Genomic DNA, 23019 nt, shown 5'->3' with positions numbered 1-23019 from the left:
GATGCTCTCCTGAAGCCTGCAAAGGCTTAAATAAATCATCCTCATTGTCCGATACCGGAGTTTCAGTGTTCTTCGGTGTCGGGATTTTTTTATATCCGCACAAAAAAGGTCAGCCGCAGAAATTCTCCCGCGCTGACCTCTTGATTTTAGTCCTCGACCTTGCCTGCCTTCAGACGGGCAAGATAGTCCTTTGTCTCGGCAGCAACAACTCCCGACAGACATATGAGCGCTATGATATTCGGAAGCGCCATGAGTCCGTTGAAGATATCCGCCAGATTCCATACAGCCTCTACCGTGAGATAGGGACCGATGAATACTGCAAGTATGTAAAGCCATCTGTATGCGATGGTTACCTTTTTCTTTGAGCCTGTCAGATAGGAAAGACAGCGCTCGGAATAGTAATTCCAGCCGAGTATGGTGGTAAAGGCAAATACCGCAAGACAAGCCATGAGTATGAAGGAGGATACCCTCTCGGGGAAAGGAAGTCCGTAATTGAAAGCGTCTGTGGTAATGGAAACGCCCTCCAGTCCCTTTTCGTGACTGCCTGCCATGACTATGGAAAGTCCTGTCATGGTGCAGACAAGGATAGTATCGATGAATGTGCCTGTCATGGTGACAAGTCCCTGTCTTGCAGGCTCGTTTGTCTTGGCAGCTGCCGCTGCGATAGGTGCAGAGCCCAGACCTGCCTCGTTGGAGAATATTCCCCTTGCAACGCCGTTTCTCATAGAGAGCATTATCACCGAACCCACTGCTCCTCCTGCTATGGGACGAAGTCCGAAGGCGCCCTTGACTATCTCTGCTACCGCTGTGGGTATCTCGGAAACATGACAGAAGATGATGATAAGACAGCAGGAAACGTATGCAACTATCATTGCAGGGACGATTATCTCGGATATCCTGGCGATACGCTTTATACCGCCTATGACGATGAGTGCCACCAGCAGAGTTATCAGTGCGCCTGCTATAATGGTGGTCCATGTCTGCTCCATGCCGAATATAGTCACAGTATGTGCCGACTTAGGGTCAAAGAAGTTGTTGGCAGCGGAGGTGATACCGTTTATCTGGGTTATGGTGCCTATGCCCATGAGTCCCGCACCCAGACCAAATACCGCAAAGGTTTTTCCCAGCCACTTCCAGCGCTTGCCCAGACCGTTCTCAATATAATAGAAGGGACCGCCAAGAATGTCGCCGTTTTCGTCCTTGACACGATACTTTACTGCAAGGAGTCCCTCGGCGTACTTTGTAGCCATTCCGAAGAAGGCAGCCACCTCCATCCAGAAAAGAGCGCCTGCGCCTCCTGCGGCGACTGCCGTAGCAACGCCGACGATATTGCCCGTGCCGACTGTTGCGGAAAGAGCGGTACACAGTGCCGAGAAGCTCGATACCTCGCCGCTTCCCGATTCCTCGTTCTTCACCATGAACTTCAGCGCCTTGCCCAGCTTCCTGATCTGAAGGAAGCCCAGTCTGACAGTAAGAAGAATACCACCGACGATTATCAGCACTATAAGCGGTATCCCCCATACATAGCTGTCTATTTCACTAATGATGTCATTGAATTTATCCATATGCAGCTCCTTGGTTGTTATTTTTTTCTCAATCTAAGAAATTATATCATATCCGCTCAGAAAAAGCAAGGGTACGGCGTTAAAATCCCTTTTTAATTACGCTCTGCCGAGAAACAGCCCCGACGGCATATTTCCATAAAATGATATGCAGAAAAATGACATATTGTTTTTTATATCGAAAAAACTTTCGGAACAGATAAATCTGCAATATAGCGGTATATCTTTTATATATGCCCAGTTCTGTAAAAAACGTGTTAATCTGAAAAATAATCGCTTTTTTGTTGACAAAGCAGGCGTTTTTGACTATAATGGACTTACCAACAAACCATCGGCGTTTAAGGAGGCATGGTCATTATGAGAATAAAAAGAATATTAACAGGAGTATTGGCGGGTGCTTTCCTGACCGCTGTGAGTGCGGTCTCAGCATCAGCCGCTTCGGAAACATCTGTCGGCAAACTGGGCGACCCCACTGGCGACGGACAGATTAACGCAGTTGACGCTTCTAATATACTGAGCATCTATGCAGGAGTATCCGTGGAAGCTGAGGAGCTGACCGAGGAGCTTATGGCTGCCTGCGATGTCAACAAAGACGGCAGCGTTAATGCTGTTGATGCATCACTTGTTCTGTCATACTACGCTTCACAGGCAACCGACGACGAGGACAAAGCTCTGGAGGAGTTCCTCATGGAGCTGCTTGATAACTTCGATATCGACTCCGAAGCATGGTCCAACGAGCCTGTTGATCCGCTGGAATGGCTCGATCTGTGGAAAAACGGCGATTACTCGGAATGGTTTGATAAGGACAATCCGTGGCTTGATCCCGAATTTGATCTTGATGAGAGCAGCCTGCCCGATGGCATTGACATCGAGGCTCTGCGCGAGCTCCGTGATGCAGCAGGCAAATTGAATCCGTGGGGACCTCTTGATCCATTGCTGGACCCCGATTATGACGGAGATATCGATGAGATAGCTGACAGGTTCAGAACATCATCCCCATGGGGAGTACTCCCTGACGGATATGCTTCATGGGCAGACTGGGCTGCAGCGAACCTTAACGTTTCAGACGATATATCCTAAGCAGAATAAACGAGCAGAAAAGCCCGCATCTGCGGGCTTTTTGAATAGATACCAAGTGTTGATATGTGCAGGCAGAGATGAGTCGGCAAATAATATGTATCAGGGACAGCTCTCGGCTCTGCACTCAGAGCCGCCATTTATGACGGCACACACAACAAGGAGGACATTAAAATGAACAGCAAAAGAATAACAGCAGCAGTTTTTGCATTTGTAGCAGCATTCAGCTGTATTGGTGCATTTAACGGAACAGGCGTCGCTATGGCTAATGCCGCAGAGGACTTCAGCTGGGAAATCAAGGAACCCGAGACCCTCACAGAGGGAGATTTTACATATGTGCAGTCCGGCAGGTTCTGGAACGTGCAGAAGTACAGCGGCAGCGACAAGAACGTTGTTATCCCCGAAAGGGTAAATGGCGTCACAGTACAAGGCATTGAAGCAAAAGCATTCAGCGGAAACAAGACTATCGAGTCCGTTGAGATACCTGCGGGACTTTACAGTGTAAACGGCTTTGACGGCTGTACTTCACTGAAGGAAATAAAGTTCCACGACTATGAGACAGAAAAGCTCATGATCGTAGGCGAGAATGCCTTCAAGGACTGCGTTTCGCTGGAGAGCGTTGCGTTTCCTTTCGGAACAGCTTCCATAAACAACGGCGCATTTGCAGGCTGCACTTCTCTCAGCACAGTTACCTTCCCCGAGCATTATGTGGATTTCGGCAAGCTGGCATTCAAGAACACTCCGTGGCTGGACTCGCTTCCGATGGACAACAATGGCTACAAGCTGTTCCGCGGAACAATTCTCAGCGGCTTCGGATATGTGACATCTATCCCGAGAAATGCAGAAAAGATAGGCAATGCAGCTTTCAGAGGTCAGAGCGGTCTTTATGAAATTCTCGTGCCTGCAAATATAAAGGAGATAGGCGATAACGCCTTCGTTGGCTGCAGTGATCTTAAAAAAATAGTCATTGCAAATCCCGATTGCAGAATAAAGTCAGGTCTCATAGCAAGCAACGGAGCTCCGTATATCAATGAGGATTATGATGTTTTCTCATACAGCTCGGTATTCAGCGGTACTATATGTGGATACAAGGGCTCTGACGCCGAGAAGTACGCAAAGAAGCACGATATAAAGTTTGAGGAGCTCAACGCCCTCGGTGACGTCAACGGCGACGGCAAGGTGGATTCCGTGGACGCTTCCGCTATACTCGGCAAGTACGCTAAGAATATGACCGAAGAAATGCATATCGTTGATGCCGCTGAGTATGCAGTTGAGGACGTAAACAACGACGGCACTATCGACTCTGTTGATGCTTCGTCCATTCTTTCCTACTATGCATATACCGCTTCCGGCGGAGATAAGACCATTAGAGACTTCCTTGCAAAATAACAAAAAAGCCCGCTTAAGAGTAGTACTTATATAGAAGTTTATATGTAATTATTGGGGGAAAAAACCTTTCTGAGGAAAGGTTCTTTTCCCCCAAGCCCCCTTTTTCCAAAGACTTTATAACTGAATTTAGCCCCAACAGGGCGCTTCACACAAGATGTGAAAATCAGTAATAATACTGAGAGCGCCCTGTTGGGGCTAAATTTAATGCTGAAAGTTTTAGGAAAGGAGTTTGAGGAAGAACCCTTTTTCAAAAGGGTTTTCCTCAATATCACTTGTAAAACTTCTATAAGAGTACCGCCCTTAAGCGGGCTTTTTTATGCGCTGCGACATAAGCTGCGAAAAATCGTGAGATATCACCGATATGTAATCATATGTCATAATTTTTTTACTTGACATATTTTACCATATGACTTATAATTAATGTAAACTCAATAACCGCCTTTTTGCGGTTATTGCCCCTGACTATGCTCAGGGAGCAGACATTGATCATTACAGCATCAACCTCAATACTATTACAGGAGGGATATCATGAAATGCAATAAATGCGGAAGCGAGATGCCCGATGACGCTCTGTTCTGTACCGAGTGCGGCTCCTCGCTTAAAGAAGAGGAAGCTCATGACGTATTCGTTGATAATGAGCCGACCTCTATACTGCCACACCTTGAGGAAGTCATCGCCGACAACGAGGAAACTCTCAGTCTCACTCAGGAGCAGGCGCAGCTTCTTGATGATGAACCCACGGAGATACTCAGCACAGCTGATACAGTTGTGATACCCGAGCCCTCACCTATTCCGCCTGCGGAGAATGTTTTCGATGAGCCTGCAAGCTTCCCGAAGCAGGAGGAGGCTCCCGAGCCGCCTGTGAACGGCGCTCCCGACAGTCTCAACGATAACAGCGACACCATGAAGATACCGATACAGAATGAGCCGTACAGCTCCTACAACGTACATACAAATCAGTTTTCGGGAAATAGCAGCGGTGCTCAGAGCGGCAGCTTTGCTCCGCCTCCTCTGATGCCGCAGGCACAGCATCCACAGGCTCCCGTACAGCCAACGCCTGCACCGTCACCTGCACCCGCTCCCATGCCTGCACAGTCCGAGTCAAAGCCCAAGGCTAAAGCCAAGGTCGGCGGCGGACGTATCTTCGCAGCTTCACTGGTGACTGTATTCACAATCATATTCCTGCTTCTGGTCAGTCTCCTCACCGCCGTAAAGGTAGGTGCAGACGGAAGCATCATCAGGCGCAGAGCGGAAAAGCTTGACGCTGACACCACTCTTACAGCAAAGTTCGACGGCAAGGAAATGTCAAAGACTCTGTATGATTCACTCGGCTTCAGGACAGCAACAAAGGGAGCTGCCGACGAGGCCGGCTTCAAGAGATTTATGCTGGCGTCGGATTTCCGCGAGTATGCAGGCGAAGTTGCAGAGGGCTATCTGGACTACATTATAGACGGCGACGGAAGTGACCCGTCCATAACCGCTGAGGACTTCGTCAACGACTTCATCAGAGGCAACAAGGACGCTTCCTCAAAGGAATTCGACTATGACCTTACCGAGTCGGATTACGACCTGCTTCAGAAAAATCTGGAAAAGGACAACTTCTCCGACACCATGAACGTTAAGGAGTGGAACAGAAAGCTTGGCTTTGATGTGGACAAGGTAAGCTATGCAACCTCTTTCATCACTATCGGCATCCTCGGAGCACTTTTCCTGCTGTTCCTTATCTGGATAGCAGCCATAGTGAGAAAGCGCGCAAGATTTGTCACAGGCTTCTACGGTACCATCTTCACATTTGTGGGACTCATCGTGTTCCTGACAGGACTTGCAATTGTCGTAGGCTCAGCCATAGGCTTCACATTCACACATAATGTATGCTTCTATCTGGCAGAGAGCCTGCTGCTGCCATTCTCGGTAATGCTCATTGCAATAGGTGCAGCGGAGCTCATCATCGGCTTCCTGTTCCGAAAGACAAAGAAGAGTCTTAAAAAGAAGGAAAGAAAAGCAGCCGCTGCATTAGCGACTGTTCAGTAAAAATATTCGCCCCGAAGCGATAATGTATCGCTTCGGGGCGTTTTGTTATCCCGTTAGTGTTACTGTGGGATACTGCCATTATGATTTACCTGCTGAGGTATTCTCTCAGAGCAGGGAGATTTGCTTTGGCGTCGTTATAGCCCATATGATAGAGATGTCCCAGCTTCTCCATATCGCCTTCAAGACGGCTTATGTCAATAGCCTCCGAGGGCGTTATGAGGAATATCCTGCCCTCGTCAGCCAGCTTCTCCAGCTCGTCGCACTGTCTGTTGTAGTCGGCGTTGCTGTTGATGAGCGCCTTTGCAAACTGCGAATAATTGCGGTATACTATATTCTCTGCGCGGAGCTGCCTTGTGCTGACGGGCTTTCTGAACTCCGCATATCTTGTCTTGATTACGATTATCTTGTCGAAGCCCTTGTCTATGGCAAACTGATATGGTATCTTGCAGCTGCATCCGCCGTCCAGATAGGGGGTGCCATTGATGATGACGGGCTTTGATACGAAAGGCATGGAAGCCGAGGCGCGGACTGCTCGGAGGGGCGGTATGCCCGAATTCTTTTCGAGATACTCGGTCCTGCCTGTTTTCAGATTTGTGACAACTATGTAGAACTGCCTTGACCTGTCCATGAAGCGCTTCTTGTCAAGGTGCGGAACTCTGTCCATATCGCCGAAAACAAAGTCGAAGCCGATAATGCCTTTGTTGCGGCGTATAGCCTTTGCGCCCACATAACGGCTGTCGTGGCGGTAGCGGAGATTTATCCTGCCCGAGCGTCCTATCTGTCCCGTGACGTAGTTGACGCCGTTGAGAGCGCCTGCGGAGACTCCCACGGTGCAGCGCATATTTATGTCCTCCTCCATGAGAGCATCGAGGACTCCCGAGGTGTACACTCCGCGGAATGCGCCGCCCTCCAGCACCATGCAGCCCTCTGTTATATTATCTGAGGCACTTCCCGAGGGAAGCGCACCTATGCCCGAATATACCTGAATTTTTTTCATGTTAGTTTCCTCGTTCCAAGTGTGATGATAATAATGACCCTTAGTCATTATATATTATAAACAAAGCCGCAGAAAAAGTCAAGCATTTGCGGATCATAGTTAGCGGGGAGCCCCCGCAGGCTGTTTCGCAGCAGAGCTGTCCGCAAGTCAGCTTTTGCTCCGCGGCTGTCGCCCTTTCCTCATTTTTATGTTATAAGCAGGGAGCCGCCGCCCCCTGTTTCGCGGCAGAGTTCTTATGCTGGGCAGCTTTTTCTCCGCGTATCTTGCTATTAATATAATTATATGCTATAAGCGGGGAGCCCCCGCAGGCTGTTTCGCGGCAGAGCTTTACAAAAAAGCACTTTATCCACGCGCATCTTGCTATTAATAAAATTATATGCTATAATTATGGGAGTTTCAGAATTAATTTCACGAGGTGCAATATGAGCAAGATATATATAGTAGAGGACGACAGGTCAATAAGAGAGGAGCTTGCGGAGCTACTGCGGAATTCGGGCTATGAGGCGGAGTGCCTTACGGACTTTGCCAACTCCCGTGCAGAGGTGCTGGGTGCAAACGCTGATCTCATCCTTATGGACATAAACATACCAAATCTCAACGGCGAGCAGCTGTTGAAGGAGATACGCAAGGAAACAGATACTCCCGTTATCATGGTCACCAGCAGGACCTCCGAGACCGACGAGGTGCTGTCCATGAGTTACGGCGCCGATGACTACATAACCAAGCCCTACAATCCCACCATACTCCTGCTTAGGATATCCGCAGTGCTTAAACGCTCCGCCGCCGCAGTCTCGGTGCAGACCTACAACGGCTTGCAGGTCAATGACGCAAAGGGAAGCCTTTCCGACGGCAGCCGCGAGATGACTCTGACCAAGAACGAGATGATAATTTTCCGCTTCATGCTGGACAGAAAGGGCTCCATCGTCACCCGTGACGAGCTTATGACGGCTCTCTGGGACAACGACGAATTCGTGAACGACAATGCTCTCACCGTCAACATAAGCCGACTCCGCTCAAAGCTTGCCGAGCTGGGCTGCGAAGACGCTATTGAGACCAGAAAGAAGCAGGGGTACATACTGAGATGAGACTTCGGGACTATCTTAAAGACAGGCTGTGGTTCTTCCTTATCGCAGCCATTTCACTGGGACTTATGCTGCTCTTTCTCACCGCATTCAGGGTCAGCGGTCAGCTTACCGCCACTATCTGCGTTATCTTCGGGCTGTTCCTCATTGCCGAGGAGACAGCGGGCTTTTTCAGGAAAAAGCGCTTTTACGACGATATGCAGGGCAAGCTTGACGGACTTGACAAGAAATACCTTATCCACGAAATGCTGAAACGTCCCGATTTTCTCGACGGACAGATAATGTACGACGGCTTCTGCATCGCAAACAAGTCCATGTGCGAGAACGTATCCGCGTACAAGCGGACTGCCGATGATTTCCGCGAGTTCATAGAGATGTGGGTACACGAGATAAAGCTTCCCGTGGCGAGCCTTCAGCTCATGGCGCACAATCACTGCGATGAGCTGGGGGAGAAGTTTCAGGAGCAGCTCAGCCGCATAGACGGCTATACCGATCAGGTGCTGTACTACGCACGCTCCGAGAACGCGGAAAAGGACTACATTATAAAAGAGACTGCGCTGAAGCGCACCGTGGCGAATGTGGCAATGAAAAACCGCGAGACCGCACAGCTCTGCGGAGCTTCCATAGAGACCGAGGGCCTTGGTCTGTCTGTTATGACCGACGGAAAGTGGCTGGAGTTCATACTGGGACAGCTCATGGCAAACAGCCTTAAATACACAGTTGAGGGCAGAGAGCCCGTTATAAGGATATCCGCCGAGGACCTCCCCGACAGAGTGCTCCTGCGCTTCCGCGATAACGGAACAGGCATATGCGAGGCTGACCTGCCGCGAATATTTGAAAAGAGCTTCACAGGCGAGAACGGACGCACTTATGCGAAGTCTACCGGTATGGGTCTCTACATCGTAAAGAACCTCTGCGACAGGCTGGGACACAGTATAACTGCCGCGTCGGAAAAGGACAAGTACACCGAATTCACCATTGCCTTTGCCAAAAACAAGTTCTACAAGATGGTATAAGTATACAGCGGACGCCCGATGGGCGTCCCTACTAATTACTGACGCAACCTTACAAAATTGTAATGTTGAGTAATATTGAACGCGCGACCTGAAATGTTTACGGGTGTATAATAAGATCATGGAAAGGGAAACAGAGCTCCCGAAGATAAATACCGAAAGGAAATGATCTTATGAAAAATCTTGCTTCAAAAATCATCAGAGTTCTTTTTATTGTCAGCAGTGTCTGCATAGTGCCCATCAGCGGCGTAGAATTATATGAGATATTCAGACCCAAGACCGCAGGCGACCCCCGCAATAATGTGGTAGACGCCATCTTCTGGGGCACATTTGCAGTTTATTACCTGTGCGCATGGTACATGGGAAGAAAAAAGAGAACAATTAATGCAGAATAAGGAGATACAGAAATGGCATTACTTAAATTACAGAACGTCGAGAAATACTACGGAAACAAGTCCAGCCTCACAAAAGCTGTTGACGATATCTCGTTCACAGTTGACAAGGGCGAGTTCACGGCTATAATGGGTGCTTCGGGAAGCGGCAAGACCACTCTGCTGAACTGCATCTCCACCATCGACCGCGTTACCGCAGGCAATATCTTCCTTGAGGATACCGACATCACAAAGCTCAAAGGCAAGGCGCTGAACAGGTTCCGCCGCGAGAAGCTGGGCTTCATCTTTCAGGACTTCAACCTTATGGACACTCTTACCGCTTATGAGAACATTGCACTCGCGCTCTCCATTCAGAAGCGCTCCGCAAAGGAGATCGACAAGCTGGTAAAGAGCGTTGCAGAGCAGCTTGGAATAACAGATGTGCTGAATAAATACCCATACCAGATGTCGGGCGGTCAGAAGCAGAGAGTTGCTTCCGCAAGAGCTATCGTCACAAACCCCAAGCTTGTCCTTGCAGATGAGCCTACGGGAGCTCTCGACTCAAAGTCGGCAAAAATGCTCCTTGAGCGCTTCGGCTACCTCAACCATGTGCACGATGCAACTATCATCATGGTAACTCATGACTCCTTCACAGCAAGCTACGCTTCCCGTGTGCTTTTCATCAAGGACGGAAAGGTGTTCAACGAGATAAACCGCGGAGGCGACAGCCGCAAGCAGTTCTTTGACAAGATAATCGACGTTGTTACTCTGCTCGGAGGTGACGTAAGCGATGCTCTTTAAGATATCACTTAGCAATATCCGCAAGAGCCTGAAGGACTACGCCGTGTATTTCTTCACCCTCGTTGTGGGAGTTGCGGTTTTCTATGTATTCAACGCCATCGAGACACAGACCGCTTTCCTCAGTGTATCCGAGGATCACAGGGAATTCATCAAGTTCCTCGTACAGGCAATATCCGCAGTAAGCGTCTTCGTAGCCATAGTGCTGGGACTCCTCATAGTCTACGCCAGCCGCTTCCTGATGAAGCGGAGGAATAAAGAATTTGCCCTGTATATGATGCTGGGCATGAGCAAATGGAAGATATCCGCACTTCTCCTCTGCGAGACCGTCATGATCGGTATAGGCTCCCTTTTTGTGGGACTCCTCATCGGCGTGGGACTTTCACAGGTCATGAGTGCAGTAGTCGCCAACCTCTTTGAAGCCGATATGACAGAATTCAGGTTCACTGTTTCCGGCTCATCTATCGCAAAGACTATAATTTACTTCAGCATCATGTATGCAGTAGTCATCATCAGAAGCGGTATCGTCATCGGAAAGTGCAGGCTCATAACTCTTATGCAGTCGGGCAGACGCTCCGAGAAGATAACCATGAAGAACCCGTGGCTCTGCGTAATAGTATTCCTTATCTCAGCCGCGGTTCTGGGCTATGCCTACTACATGGTGGGCTGGAACCAGATGGATCTCGGTCCCAAGAAGATACTTGCAGCCATCATTATGGGAGCAGTCTCCACATTCTTCATTTTCTGGTCAGTGGCAGGAATGCTCCTGAGAGTCATAATGTCCGTCAAGGGACTGTATCACCGCGGACTCAACAGCTTTACCTTCCGTCAGATAAGCAGCAAGGTCAACACCACAGTTGCTTCCATGACAGTTATCTGTCTCATGCTTTTCGTTACCATCTGCACACTTTCCTCTGCTTTCGTTATCAGAAACAACATGAACAAGCAGGTGGAGGAGAACTTCCCCGTGGACTTCTATGGTGAAATGACACATTATGATGCAGACGATAAGGAATGGAATAATCCTCAGTTTGCCGATCTTGAAAAGTACTACGAGATGAAGGGATTCAATATCGCAGATGATTTCAAGGAGCATTATATGTTCCACTCCTACTGCGACCCCGATTTCACTATATTTAGCTTCATTGGTGACAGAATGGACGAGTTTACTTCAGAAAATCAGTCCATAGGAGTAATGTCGGACTACCCGATTGAGATAGTAAAGCTCAGCGATTACAACGCGCTGGCAAAGTTCTACGGCAGAAAGCCTATGGAGCTGGGCGAGGACGAGTATGTAATAACCGCCACATTCAGCGGAATGGTATCGGTATATGACTGGCTCCTTGCCGACAAGCCCGAGATAACAGTATTCGGCAATACGCTGAAGCCTCGCTACGATAAGAGCTGTTACGAGATCATACGTCCCTCGATGCAGCCCCTGAATGCCGGTGTATTCATAGTTCCCGACAGCGTCGTTGACGAGAGCGGAGCAGCTACGGCTATGGTCATAGGAAATTATGACGCAAGCGATAAAGAAGCTATGGCAGAAGCTGAAAAGACAGCCCGCAAGCATTTTGAAGCTGCAAGAGATGAATTTTACAGCGATGGCGACGGCGGTCATTCAGAATACTATACAAGGATAGAGGCTGCCAACGATGCCATCGACCTCGGCGCACTTGTTACATTCCTCGGACTCTACATCGGCTTTATATTCCTTGTTTCCTGCGGAGCTATCCTCGCACTGAAGGAGCTCTCGGAAAGCTCGGACAGCGCTTCCAGATACACAATGCTGAGAAAGCTGGGTGTAGAGGAAAAGGAGATAACGGGGTCCGTATTCACACAGTCGGCAATATTCTTCGCGCTGCCCCTGCTGCTTGCCTGCCTCCACTCCTACTTCGGTATGAGACTGGCGAAGTTCATGCTTTCAATGCTGGTAAGCGGCGGAATATTCAAGTCCATGCTCTTTACCGCAGGAGTTGTGGTACTCATTTACGGCGGATACTTCCTGCTCACCTTCATCGGAAGCAGGGCAATTGTAAGAGAACAGAAGTAAGATAAGATATACAGTCCTTTGTAAAGCAAGTATGCCCCCGAGCACATAAAAACGCCCGGGGGCATTTTGTTTATGCTGCTCAGCTAAATCGGAATTTAACACCTTCGGTGTTAAATTCCGAAGCCCTTAGCCTTTAGCTTTTAGCCATTAGGAAGCGGCTTCGCCGCTTTATTATCTGGCGGCGGAACGCCGCCCCTACATCAGGCTAACGGCTAATGGCTATGGGCTAACGGCTTAAATCATAATCTAGCTTTGCTAAATTATGATTTAAGTGAATAGCTGTGGCGTTGCCCTCAGCTGTTTTGTATTGAAAAGGCGCCAAATTACGCCGACTTAACTCAGATTATTTAGATGAAGTTCCGAAATCTGCCGCCGCAGGCTTTACACCGCCGCATAAATGTGCTATGATATAGTCAGCATCTATGTAACATTACGAAAGTGAGGAACACACCAATGAAAAAGAATTTTTTCACAAGCATTCTGGCAGGTATTGCTGCCGTATCAATGATGGGCGCATTCGCAGGCTGCTCTGACCCCAACAAGGACTCTGAGTCTAAGAAGTCCGAAGCTGAGACCACCACAGCTGCGCAAGAGGCTGACACAACTGCTGCTGCCGACACCGAGAACAGCGATGCTGCTGCCGAGGATCAGTCACTCCAGAAGGTACTGGACGACAAGAAGCTGGTACTGGGTCTGGACGCAAGCTTCCCTCCCATGGGCTTCACTGACGAGAACAACGAGATAATCGGCTTTGATATCGACGTTGCACAGGAGGTCTGTGACAGAATGGGCATTGAGCTGGTAAAGACTCCCATCAACTGGGATACCAAGGAAGAGGACCTGAACGTGGGCAAGATCGACTGTATCTGGAACGGTATGTCCATCAATCCTGCAAGAGCAGAGGCTATGAACCTCTCAGAACCCTACATGAAGAACGAGATGATCTTCGTTGTTCCTGCTGACAGCGATATCAAGTCTATGGACGACCTTGCAGGCAAGACCATCGGCGTTCAGACAGGCTCTACCGCACAGGAGATACTTGAGGCTGCCGATCTCTATGCCGATATCACAGAGTCACCTCTCGAGGACAATGTAACCGCCCTCAACCAGATGGAGCTCGGCTTCTCCGACGCAGTATTCCTTGATTCGGTAGTTGCAAACTACCTTATCACTTCCCACAACAAGGACTACGTTATCCTTGACGGAAACCTTGAAGCTGAGGAGTACGCTATCGGCTTCAGAAAGAACGATCAGGCACTCCGCGATGAGGTGCAGAAGCAGCTCAGCGAGATGAAGGCTGACGGCAAGCTCGGAGAGATCTCCGAGAAGTGGTTCGGAAGCGACATCACAACAGTAAAGTAAAAAGCGATACGCCCCGCAGCTGCGGGGCGTTTTTCTGTACGGCACTTGCCTTTTTCAATATTCTGTGCTATAATAATAGTTGACCCTTTTCTTTCATTCGGAAACGGGAATTCTTACACTCAGATTGGAGCGATTTTTATGTCAAAAAGACCCTTTTACATCACTACGCCTATCTATTACCCATCGGGCAATCCCCACATAGGTCACTGCTATACAACAGTTGCCTGCGATTCCATCGCCCGTTATAAGCGAATGCAGGGCTATGACGTAATGTTCCTCACAGGCACTGACGAGCACGGTTTGAAAATAGAGCAGAAGGCTGCCGAGCAGGGTGTGACTCCCAAGGAGTACGTTGACGTTATCGTTGACAGGTTCAAGAGCCTGTGGAAATATATGAACATCTCCTACGACAGATATATCAGAACTACCGACGACTACCATGTGGAAGCCGTTCAGAAGATATTCAAGGCTCTCTACGACAAGGGCTATATCTACAAGGGCGAATACTCCGGCAAGTACTGTACTCCCTGTGAGAGCTTCTGGACAGACTCTCAGCTGGACGAAAACGGCTGCTGTCCCGAATGTCACAGACCCGTAAAGTACGCCAAGGAGGAGGCTTACTTCTTCAAGATGTCTCCCTTTGCAGAGCGCATTGAGAAGCTTCTCCTTGAGACAGATTATCTCCGCCCCAAGACAAGAGCTGTTGAGCTTGTAAACAACTTCATCAAGCCGGGTCTGGAGGACCTCTGCGTTTCAAGAACTACTTTCAAGTGGGGCGTACCTGTTACATTTGACGACAAGCACGTTGTATATGTATGGATAGACGCTCTTTCAAACTATATCACAGCTCTCGGCTATGAGAACTCCGCACACAATGACTTTGAGAAGTACTGGCCTGCTGATGTTCACATGGTTGCAAAGGACATCATGCGTTTCCACGCTATCATCTGGCCTGCAATGCTCATGGCACTTGACCTTCCCCTTCCCAAGCACCTTGCTGTTCACGGCTATATCACCATGCAGAGCAAGGGCGGCGAGAGCGTCAAGATGTCAAAATCCCTCGGCAATGTTGTTGACCCGTTCGTACTGGGCGAGCGTTACGGCTGTGACTCCATAAGATACCATATCCTCCGTGAGATGGCTCTGGGCGCAGACAGCCTTTTCTCCAACGAGATAATGATAAACCGCATAAACTCCGACCTTGCCAACGGCTTCGGCAACCTTGTTTCCCGTACAGTTGCAATGGTTGACAAGTACTTCGGCGGCACTATCCCCTCAGAGCGTGAGGGCGATGCCCTTGACGAGGAGTTCAAGGCTGTTGTAACAGGTCTCCTCCCCGAGGTGGACAAGTACATCGACGAGACCAAGCTGAAACAGGCTCTCGAGGAGATATTCAAGGTAGTTGACCGCGCTAACAAGTACATCGACGAGACCGAGCCGTGGAAGCTTGGCAAGGACGAGACAAAGAAGGCTCGTCTAGCATCGGTGCTCTATAACCTCCTTGAAGCTATCCGCGTAACATCTGCACTCCTTGCACCCTTCATGCCCACTGTTATGCCTAAGGTATGGGAGCAGATAGGCGCTTCCGCAGCTGATGTGGAGTACGAAAAGCTGGGCGTATTCGGCGTTCTTCCCGAGAACGTAACTGTTCACAAGGGCGAGATACTCTTCCCCAGAATAGATGTTGACAAGGAGATAGAGGAGCTCAACGCCATTCTTGCCAAGAACATGGCTGAGGCTCAGGCAAAGCTCTCCTCAGAGGAAAAGGGCGAGGCTGCTGCCGAGCCTGAGAAGATAGAGCTGAAGCCCGAGATAACCATTGACGACTTCGCCAAGGTGGAGATAAGAGTTGCCAAGGTAACTGCCTGCGAAAAGGTAAAGAAGTCCGACAAGCTCCTGTGCTTACAGCTTGACGACGGCATGGGCGGACGTCAGGTGGTATCGGGTATCGCGCAGTATTACGCTCCCGAGGACCTCATCGGAAAGAAGCTCCAGCTCATCGCTAACCTCAAGCCCGTAAAGCTCAGAGGTGTTGACAGCAACGGAATGATCTGCGCCGCAGATACTCCCGACGGTGTAAAGGTCATATTCGTTGACGACAGCATTCCCGTAGGTTCAAAGATCAGATAAATCAGAAAACGCCTCCGCAGGACCGACCGTAGTCCTGCGAAGGCGTTTTATTATGTCAGGCCGCCGACGTCAGACGGCATGACTGCGGTAAAAGGGCTGCTGCGCGAAGAATTTACTCCTCGCTGTTTTCTGTGTTATCTGTTTTTCCTTCCTTTTCTGTGTTTTCTGTTTCAGCTGCGTTTTTTCTCATTTCCTTCAGGTACGCGCTCAGCTTTTCACTGTCACTGCACCTGTATTTCAGCCCATAATCGGGAATTATCATCATTCCGTCAGTGGTAAGATACAGTATTCCCCTTCTGAGGTCCTTGAAAACGGGATACATGGTATTTGCACTACTGATGCCGGAAATATCCTTTTTCCACTCAGCATCCAACAGTATCTTTTTCAGTTCCTTTTCTCCCGTATCGAATGTATAATTTGCAAGTCCCGTGGTAACGCTGTTATCCCTGAGCATGAAGAACTGATCGCTGTCATCTTCATAGAGTATATGATCGATACAGTAGTCTGCAACATTATCATCATCTTCATAATCTGCAGCAGCTTCCGAGATAAGTTTCCTGATATGCTGATAGTCTTCCTTTTTCAAGAGATACATGAATGTTCTTTCTGCGGTATAGTCGCTTACCATGCACTTGCCGTCAGACCAGAATCCGATGCTGCAGCTGTCGAAATTTAAAGACGTATCATATATATCAAAGCCGCCGACAGCTGAATTGAGCAGTTCTCTCCATTCAAAGCCTGCCAAAGCATCATATATTTCCTTTTTCTCGTCTTCGTCCAGCAATACTGCCTTTTCCTGCTCAATATAAACAGCACCGCCCCTGCGTTCCATGACCGAGGTGACAGCCAGCCATGTATCGTTCTCATCGTATTTTATGGGACAGTCAGCGTCAACGCCCTTGTCCACCGTTCTCCTCATGTAGGGATATTCTTCTGCTGCATAGCTGTAATATGACATCTTTCCGTCAGCTTCAACGGAAGCCATGCCGTTGTCGCCAAGTATGATCTCGTATTTTTTGCCCTCTGACTCAAAGTCAAGGGTTATGGTGTCACTGCTGTCCTTTACGCCGTCGGTATCGCGCTCGTTCCACTGGATATTATTTATATTGCTTGCAAGAGCGATAGCTTCCGTATTGCTGAGACCGCCGTCATAGTCGTCCACACGGAGCTGTGCTCTGAAAAGCTCAGCTTTTATGCCGAACTGATCGAGGGATCCCAGATCATAATCTTTGAAGATGATATCTCTCATCTTTTCAAATGTATCCTCGGGGATCTTGTAGTATTCCCTGTAAACATCATCCTGTATATATATGATCTCGATTATGCCGTTATCATAGAAATCCGCAAAAAAATAATCTGTGTGGAAATCCATTACCTCTCCCGAGCCTTTGACTATGGGTTCCAGTGTATCCAGCTTTTCAAAGTCGGTTATGGAAAACAGCGAGATGAGCTGCTCGCCCATTTCCTCGGTGGCAACTGTTACAGGAGCTGAACCCATATAGTTATCGCACTGATAATTGACCACCAGACCGTGAAGGTCTACCGTACCGAAAGGAAAGGCAAAGGACTTTTCATCGTAATAGGAGCTGTCCTCGTTGGTGGTGGTGCTGAGGAAGGTATCCTTATTGCGGTAAAGTACAGTTCCGCCTGCTCCGCCTATGAGCAGTACAGCTGCAGCAGCTATTGCAAGTCCCTTATGGCTCCTTCGCGGTGAAATAACATCGACGTGGGTGACCTCGTCTGTATATTCATCTGCCTCAGCTCTCTCTGCCGACAGCTTTTTCTCCATCTCCTCGCAGAATGAACTGCCGAGCCGAAGCTCATTCAGAGCGTCTTGATAATCTTTTCTCTGCATATCTCATCCTCCCTTTCAAGCTCCGTCCTGAGCCTGTCACGTCCGCGCCTCAGCAGCGAGCCCACCGTGTTCTCGTTCTTTCCCAGTATCTCGGCTATCTCCTTTATGCTGTACCCCTCATAATAGTGCAGGAATATGACCTCGGCATATTTCTTGGGCAGAGCCGATATCTCCTCGCGGAGCTCCCTGCCCTCGGTGCTTATCTCGCATATAGCCTCTGAGTGCTCCAGCTCGTCCAGTGAGCAGGTGCGGCTGAAACGGAAGCTCCTTCGGAGGTTCTTGCATTTGTTGATGGTCACTCTGAGAAGCCATGCCTTGAGGTGTTCGTCGTCGTTGAATGAACGCGGTTTTGTATGTAATGAAAGGAATACGTCCTGAACTATGTCCTCTGCCTCGGCATAGCTGCCGCTTATGGCAAAGGCTGCGCGCAGGACAGTGTTTCCGTATTTTCTGAAAGCGTATAATGCAGTACTGTCATTATTCATTGAGGTGACCCCCTTTCATTAATAACACACCTGACACACGGAAAAATGTGCAGCGAAAAAAAGTTTTTTGAAAAATCGAGAGCCGTCAGCCTTTTCGCCGCCGACGGCTCGTTTTTTATATAAGTTTTTCGGCAAGCTTTGCGGCACAGCGGACACAGTCGTCACAGCTGCACAGCATCTTCCCTGTCTTTATGCCCTTTAGCTCGCCGCAGTCCGTACTGCCGCAGGCTGCTCTGAAGCTGCCGTGGAGTGCTTTTGCGTCGGCAAGAACGGGGCTTCCGCCGAATTTTTTCAGTCCCAGTATCAGCTGTGCGGCACAGAGGGCTCCGCAGGTGGCATCAAAGGCACCCATGCCGCAGCCGAATGCCGCTCCCATAGCTCTCAGTGTATCCTCGTCCCTGCCAAGCTCGTCCGCAAAGGCAAGGAGCACCGCCTGACAGCAGTTGCTGCCGCTGTGTTTTATCTCTACTGCTCTCTCAGCTCTGTCCATGGTCCACCTCAGTGCTCTCCGCAGCTGTGGCTGCCGCAGGAATGTCCGCTGCCGTGACCGTGGTGGTCGCAGGTGGCATTGGTTATCTGTAAAAGGCTTCCGCTGATAAGCATTTTCACCGCAGCATCAGCGCTGCCGCTATTGCCTGCATAGAGCTTTATGCCTGCCTCCGCCATAGCCATCTGTGCGCCGCCTCCTATGCCGCCGCAGATGAGCACATCCGCTCCTGCATTTTTCAGGAAGCCTGCAAGGGCACCGTGACCTGCGCCATTGGTGTCGACCACCTGACGGGAGACTATCTCTCCGTTTTCGATATCATACAGTGCGAACTGCGCACAATGTCCGAAATGCTGGAATATCTGTCCGTTTTCATATGTAACTGCTACTCTCATGGTATTACGTCCTTTCTTTTTGCGTCCGCCGATATTATCGGCATATTTGCATAAAGTATACCACTGTTTACGGTATATGTCAAGTCCGCGGAGTATGTACTGCGGCTAACCGTGTTTGACTTCACCGCAGCCCTGTGCTATACTTATTTTAAAGGAGGCGATAGCCATGACAAAAATTGACCTTATAACGGGCATTCTGGGCTCGGGAAAGACCACTTTCCTGCTGAAGTACGCCCGTCACCTCATTGACAGCAGTCAGAGGATAGCCATTCTCGAAAACGACTTCGGCGCTGTCAATATAGATATGATGATACTTCAGGAGCTGAAATGTGACAGCTGTCAGCTGGAAATGATAGCAGGCGGCTGCGATGCGGACTGCCACAGGCGCAGATTCAAAACTCAGCTCATCTCCCTCGGTATGCAGCACGTTGACCGCGTTATCGTTGAGCCCTCGGGTATTTTCGATATGGACGAGTTTTTCGATATCCTTCACGACTCTCCTCTGGACAGGTGGTTCGAGATAGGAAACGTCCTCACGGTGGTTGACGCTGAGATGGAGGAGCAGCTCTCGCCCCAGATGGAGTACCTGCTGGGCTCCGAGGCTGCCTGCTGCGGTAAGCTGGTGCTGAGCAAGCTGAACCGCATAAAAAACGAGACCGTGCAGCAGGTCTCGCAGAGGATACTCGCCCACATAAACCGCTCCCTTGAGGATATTCGCTGCGACCGCAGATTTACTGAGCGTGACCTTATCGCAAAGGACTGGGACAGCTTCACCGATGAGGACTATCGGCTGTTCAGCTGTGCAGGTTACCGCGGCTCCAGCTATGTGAAGAAATTCAGTCCCGAGGATATAGAGAGCTCCGTTCACTACTTCATGCACGTTGCCATACCGCAGGACAGTATAGAAGGGCTTATCGGCAGCATCTTCAGCGACGAGAGCTGCGGAAGGATATTCCGCATAAAGGGCTCACTGCCCATAGAGGGTGGCTGGCTGAAGATAAATGCCACAAGGGAAAAGACCGAGACCGCTCCCGTGGCGGAGGGGCAGCCCGTGCTCATAGTCATCGGCGACAATGTGTCCCGTCAGAGGATAGACGAGTACCTGACCGCGCTGAATACAGACCCCGAGTATGTTTCAATATAAAAAAGAGCCACAACAGTTCCCTTCCCCATGATGGGAGCTGCTGCGGCTCATATTATTATGTATCAGTTCCCTTTAACGGGGCTTTTTATCTTAGTCCTCTTTTCTGGAACGTCTTGCAAGAACTGCGCCGATACCGAATGCAAATGCTGTGATAACGTAAGCTGTGATAGGTGTAGTGTCGCCTGTCTTGGGTGAGTTGGAGGAGTTTGCTGTGGTCTTTGCTGCGGTAGTTGTTGATGTAACTGTTGAAGTAGTTGTTGTAGTTGTTGATGTGGTGGAAGCAGCCTTTACGCTGACATTTATCTCCTTTGTGAAGCCGTTTGAGCTTGTAACAGTGATAGTTGCATTGCCTGCTCCTACTGCCTTTACAGCGCCGTTTGCATCAACTGTTGCCACGTTCTCGTCGCTGCTGGAGAATGTTACTGTCATATTGTCGGTAGTATTCTCGGGGTCCTTTGTAACAGTGATCTTTGCTGTATCGTCTACTGAAAGCTCTGCTGCATCGATGGAAGCGTTGATGCCTGTCATGGCAACTCTCTCGGAATCGGGAACTGTAACGTCCTCGTTCTTCTTTGCTGTCCATGTAGCGTCTTCATTTCCGTCGCCGTCATTGTCTACGCTGAGTACTGTTGTGTCTTCGTTGTTTGCCTTTGTCTTGATGACTGTCTTGTCTGTGATGGGTACATTCTCGAATGTACGCTCGTCAATGAGTTCGTCGTTTGCTGTGTAGTGACGGATAGTGTAGTTCATTGTGCCTGTGCCTGTACCTGTAAGGTTAACGTCGAGGTTTGTATCCTCGTCCATGCAGATCATCTTGATATCGTTGTCCACGCCGATGAGGTCAAGACGTCCGAATGAAGCGCTGAATGACTCTGAGCCCTTTACGGAGCTGAGTGAGCCGTTTCCGTCAGAGATCTCTACGTCAACGGGGCAGGCGATCCTGATTACTGTGTAGGGTGTAAGTGAAGGAGCAACAGGCTGTACCTGAGGTACATTACTGCTGAGAACTCCCACGATCCATGAGATAACGCCGCTGTTTTTAAGCATTCCGATATGTGTATCCGAAACGGGATATACATTTGAAGCTGATGCATCGATCTGTCCCATCATGGTAGCTGATGTATAGGGCACCTGATTATCGCCGTTATTAGTATAGATAACATCATAACAGAACGGGTCGCCATCCACATCGTTAGCAAATACAGCTTCTTTAACAGTCTTCTTTTCCTGACCGACTACAAAATATGCGTTGTCATAATCAAGTAAAGCATTATATCCGTTCGCTGTACGCAGAGAATTCTGGAAAGTTATGGCATTTGTTGTAGCTGTAGTGCCAAAGATATTATTAAGAGTGTCGGTATATTCCTGATATGACATATCAAATGAAGGTGTGGGAGAAAGCAGATCAGGATTATTTCTCTGCATAGGATATGTCTGGCAGTATCTCTCTGTAGGTGTAAGCTCTGCAACGCCGTCAAATGAGCGCTTTGTATCACTGTCAAGACCCTTGAGTACCAGTCCCTGATCAAGGAACCAGTCATTAAGAACTACTGAAGTATCTATAGCCTCAAGGAGATGAGGTGCGCCTTCATAGGGTGTTCCGCAGGTAATGATCTTTTCTGTCTTGCTGTCACCATATATGGTAAGGTACTTGGAAGTTACCAGTCCGCCCATTGAATGAGCAACTATGTCTACCTTAGGGCAGTTTGTCTTTGCGCTTACAGCATTGATAAATTCATTAAGGGATTCTGCGCTTATATTATTGCTCTTTCTCCAGTCATAATTAAAGACATAAACGCCTCTGTTGCCCATATTCTCACATAATTCGTTTATGAGATCCTTCATGGTCTTGTTTGCTCCTACCTCTCGGTCACCTTCATCAGTAATTGCATTCTGATCTATGGGCTCGCCAGTGCTATCATAATTATGAACATAAAGGGTCTTATCCTTATTTATTTTATCTTTCAGCCCCGTTGAAGTAAGCGTAGGCTCCCAGACCATATCTGTGCAGTCTGAATCCGAATAGAGTCTGCTTCCCATGATACCGGGAATGAGAACTATGGGGTAATTATCGTTTGTAAGCACCGTCTGAGCCACATTGCCGAATTCAAAAAGGAGCTGATCGGGATCGGTAACGTTATATGCCTGTGAAGCCGAGCTTGCCAGATCCGCCATAAGGCGTGTGCCGAAATCAAGCTTCTTACCGCTGAGGCTGTGGAAAAATCCGAGAGTATAGATATTGTAGTTTTCCTTCAGTCCCGTTGCTATATCATAAGCTGCATTTGCATAGCTGTAACAGTAGCTGTCATCGGAAGAAGTATAGCGGCCCGTTGTTGATCTTGAGCCGTCCTCGGGAAGTCCGTCGGAACAGAATACTATGTTCCTTATGTTGGAAGCGTCAACGTCCGCAAGGAGAGAGCCTGCTGTGTTAAGTGCATCACTGTAGTTTGTTCCGCCGCTTGCATTGAGGGCTGCGATATCACTTGATATCGTGTCGATATCGGTGGTAAAAGGTGTTACTACATTTGATCTTGTGTTAAGAGTTACAAGAGCAACATAATTGTTACCCCCTGCATTAAGGATATCGGTACAGAATTTCTCTGCTGCCTCGCGCTCCTTAATCATAGGTGTACCTCTCATACTTCCCGATGTATCGAGAACGAGCACCGTATAGCGGTCAGGGTCTGCTGCGTTTACCTCTGTCTCGGGAAGCTTCGGGATCATAGTGAATGCCATTATCCCTGCTGCCGCTGTTGACAGAAGTCTGAGGAATTTCTTCATCATCATA

Annotated in this window: 18 protein-coding genes; 11 read left to right on the top strand and 7 right to left on the bottom strand. The window is 49.0% G+C overall.

Translation table 11 applies throughout. The features are described 5' to 3' along the window. Nucleotides 1–146 precede the first annotated feature (146 nt). Nucleotides 147–1565 carry an alanine/glycine:cation symporter family protein gene (locus DSZ37_RS12265; RefSeq protein WP_109727188.1) on the bottom strand — a complete coding sequence of 473 codons (1419 nt, stop codon included), beginning with the start codon at nt 1563–1565 and terminating at the stop codon, nt 147–149. Nucleotides 1566–1919: 354 nt separating this feature from the next. On the opposite strand from DSZ37_RS12265, the gene DSZ37_RS12255 reads away from it, so the two are divergent. From DSZ37_RS12255 to DSZ37_RS12245, 3 genes are all read left to right on the top strand, one after another. Continuing rightward, the gene (locus tag DSZ37_RS12255; protein ID WP_109727186.1) at nt 1920–2642 is read left to right on the top strand and encodes a dockerin type I domain-containing protein; all 723 of its coding nucleotides are present in this window, start codon (nt 1920–1922) and stop codon (nt 2640–2642) included. A gap of 171 nt (nt 2643–2813) precedes the next feature. Beyond that, nucleotides 2814–4028: a leucine-rich repeat protein gene (locus DSZ37_RS12250; RefSeq protein WP_109727185.1), complete on the top strand. Its 1215-nt coding sequence runs from the start codon at nt 2814–2816 to the stop codon at nt 4026–4028. A gap of 528 nt (nt 4029–4556) precedes the next feature. Then, nucleotides 4557–6059, top strand: coding sequence for a zinc-ribbon domain-containing protein (locus DSZ37_RS12245; protein ID WP_109727184.1), 1503 nt, complete (start codon nt 4557–4559; stop codon nt 6057–6059). An 85-nt stretch (nt 6060–6144) separates the two neighbouring features. Here the strand turns inward: DSZ37_RS12245 and DSZ37_RS12240 are convergent, their stop codons facing one another. Further along, on the bottom strand, nt 6145–7056 hold the full coding sequence (locus DSZ37_RS12240) for a patatin-like phospholipase family protein (RefSeq protein WP_109727183.1): 912 nt from the start codon (nt 7054–7056) through the stop codon (nt 6145–6147). A gap of 422 nt (nt 7057–7478) precedes the next feature. Here DSZ37_RS12240 and DSZ37_RS12235 point away from each other — a divergent pair, with 422 nt between their 5' ends. From DSZ37_RS12235 to metG, 7 genes are all read left to right on the top strand, one after another. Then, nucleotides 7479–8141 carry a response regulator transcription factor gene (locus DSZ37_RS12235; protein ID WP_109727182.1) on the top strand — a complete coding sequence of 221 codons (663 nt, stop codon included), beginning with the start codon at nt 7479–7481 and terminating at the stop codon, nt 8139–8141. Continuing rightward, a complete protein-coding gene (locus DSZ37_RS12230; protein ID WP_109727181.1) occupies nt 8138–9154 on the top strand; it encodes an ATP-binding protein in 1017 nt (338 codons plus the stop codon). The genes DSZ37_RS12235 and DSZ37_RS12230 overlap by 4 nt, the downstream gene beginning before the upstream one ends. A gap of 170 nt (nt 9155–9324) precedes the next feature. Further along, a complete protein-coding gene (locus DSZ37_RS12225; RefSeq protein WP_109727180.1) occupies nt 9325–9546 on the top strand; it encodes a hypothetical protein in 222 nt (73 codons plus the stop codon). A gap of 12 nt (nt 9547–9558) precedes the next feature. Next, nucleotides 9559–10323 (top strand): ABC transporter ATP-binding protein, encoded by a 765-nt coding sequence (locus tag DSZ37_RS12220; RefSeq protein ID WP_109727179.1) that lies wholly within the window; start codon nt 9559–9561, stop codon nt 10321–10323. Next, the gene (locus tag DSZ37_RS12215) at nt 10313–12373 is read left to right on the top strand and encodes an ABC transporter permease (protein WP_109727178.1); all 2061 of its coding nucleotides are present in this window, start codon (nt 10313–10315) and stop codon (nt 12371–12373) included. Before DSZ37_RS12220 ends, DSZ37_RS12215 begins: the two co-directional genes overlap by 11 nt. A gap of 453 nt (nt 12374–12826) precedes the next feature. Then, nucleotides 12827–13735, top strand: a complete 909-nt coding sequence (locus tag DSZ37_RS12210; protein WP_109727177.1) for an amino acid ABC transporter substrate-binding protein — start codon at nt 12827–12829, stop codon at nt 13733–13735. A 138-nt stretch (nt 13736–13873) separates the two neighbouring features. Further along, entirely contained in the window at nt 13874–15865 is a 1992-nt protein-coding gene (gene metG / locus DSZ37_RS12205) for a methionine--tRNA ligase (RefSeq protein WP_109727176.1), read from the top strand. 112 nt (nt 15866–15977) lie between these two features. Here the strand turns inward: metG and DSZ37_RS12200 are convergent, their stop codons facing one another. From DSZ37_RS12200 to DSZ37_RS12185, 4 genes are all read right to left on the bottom strand, one after another. Then, nucleotides 15978–17720, bottom strand: a complete 1743-nt coding sequence (locus DSZ37_RS12200) for a hypothetical protein (protein ID WP_109727175.1) — start codon at nt 17718–17720, stop codon at nt 15978–15980. After that, nucleotides 17690–18205, bottom strand: a complete 516-nt coding sequence (locus DSZ37_RS12195) for an RNA polymerase sigma factor (protein WP_109727174.1) — start codon at nt 18203–18205, stop codon at nt 17690–17692. Before DSZ37_RS12195 ends, DSZ37_RS12200 begins: the two co-directional genes overlap by 31 nt. A 115-nt stretch (nt 18206–18320) precedes the next feature. Next, the gene (locus DSZ37_RS12190; protein WP_109727173.1) at nt 18321–18695 is read right to left on the bottom strand and encodes a C-GCAxxG-C-C family protein; all 375 of its coding nucleotides are present in this window, start codon (nt 18693–18695) and stop codon (nt 18321–18323) included. A gap of 8 nt (nt 18696–18703) precedes the next feature. Then, nucleotides 18704–19087: a NifB/NifX family molybdenum-iron cluster-binding protein gene (locus DSZ37_RS12185; protein ID WP_109727172.1), complete on the bottom strand. Its 384-nt coding sequence runs from the start codon at nt 19085–19087 to the stop codon at nt 18704–18706. 166 nt (nt 19088–19253) lie between these two features. On the opposite strand from DSZ37_RS12185, the gene DSZ37_RS12180 reads away from it, so the two are divergent. After that, complete coding sequence (locus tag DSZ37_RS12180) at nt 19254–20231, top strand: GTP-binding protein (RefSeq protein WP_109727171.1); 978 nt, start codon at nt 19254–19256, stop codon at nt 20229–20231. Between the two features lie 90 nt (nt 20232–20321). Here DSZ37_RS12180 and DSZ37_RS12175 read toward each other — a convergent pair whose 3' ends face one another. Further along, the gene (locus tag DSZ37_RS12175; protein ID WP_109727170.1) at nt 20322–23018 is read right to left on the bottom strand and encodes a VWA domain-containing protein; all 2697 of its coding nucleotides are present in this window, start codon (nt 23016–23018) and stop codon (nt 20322–20324) included. Nucleotide 23019 lies beyond the last annotated feature (1 nt).

This window comes from Ruminococcus flavefaciens (assembly GCF_900116855.1).
Classification (GTDB): Bacteria; Bacillota; Clostridia; order Oscillospirales; family Ruminococcaceae; genus Ruminococcus; species Ruminococcus flavefaciens_R.
The sequence above is the reverse complement of the archived record's forward strand: the minus strand, read 5'-3'. Positions and strand labels throughout refer to the sequence as shown.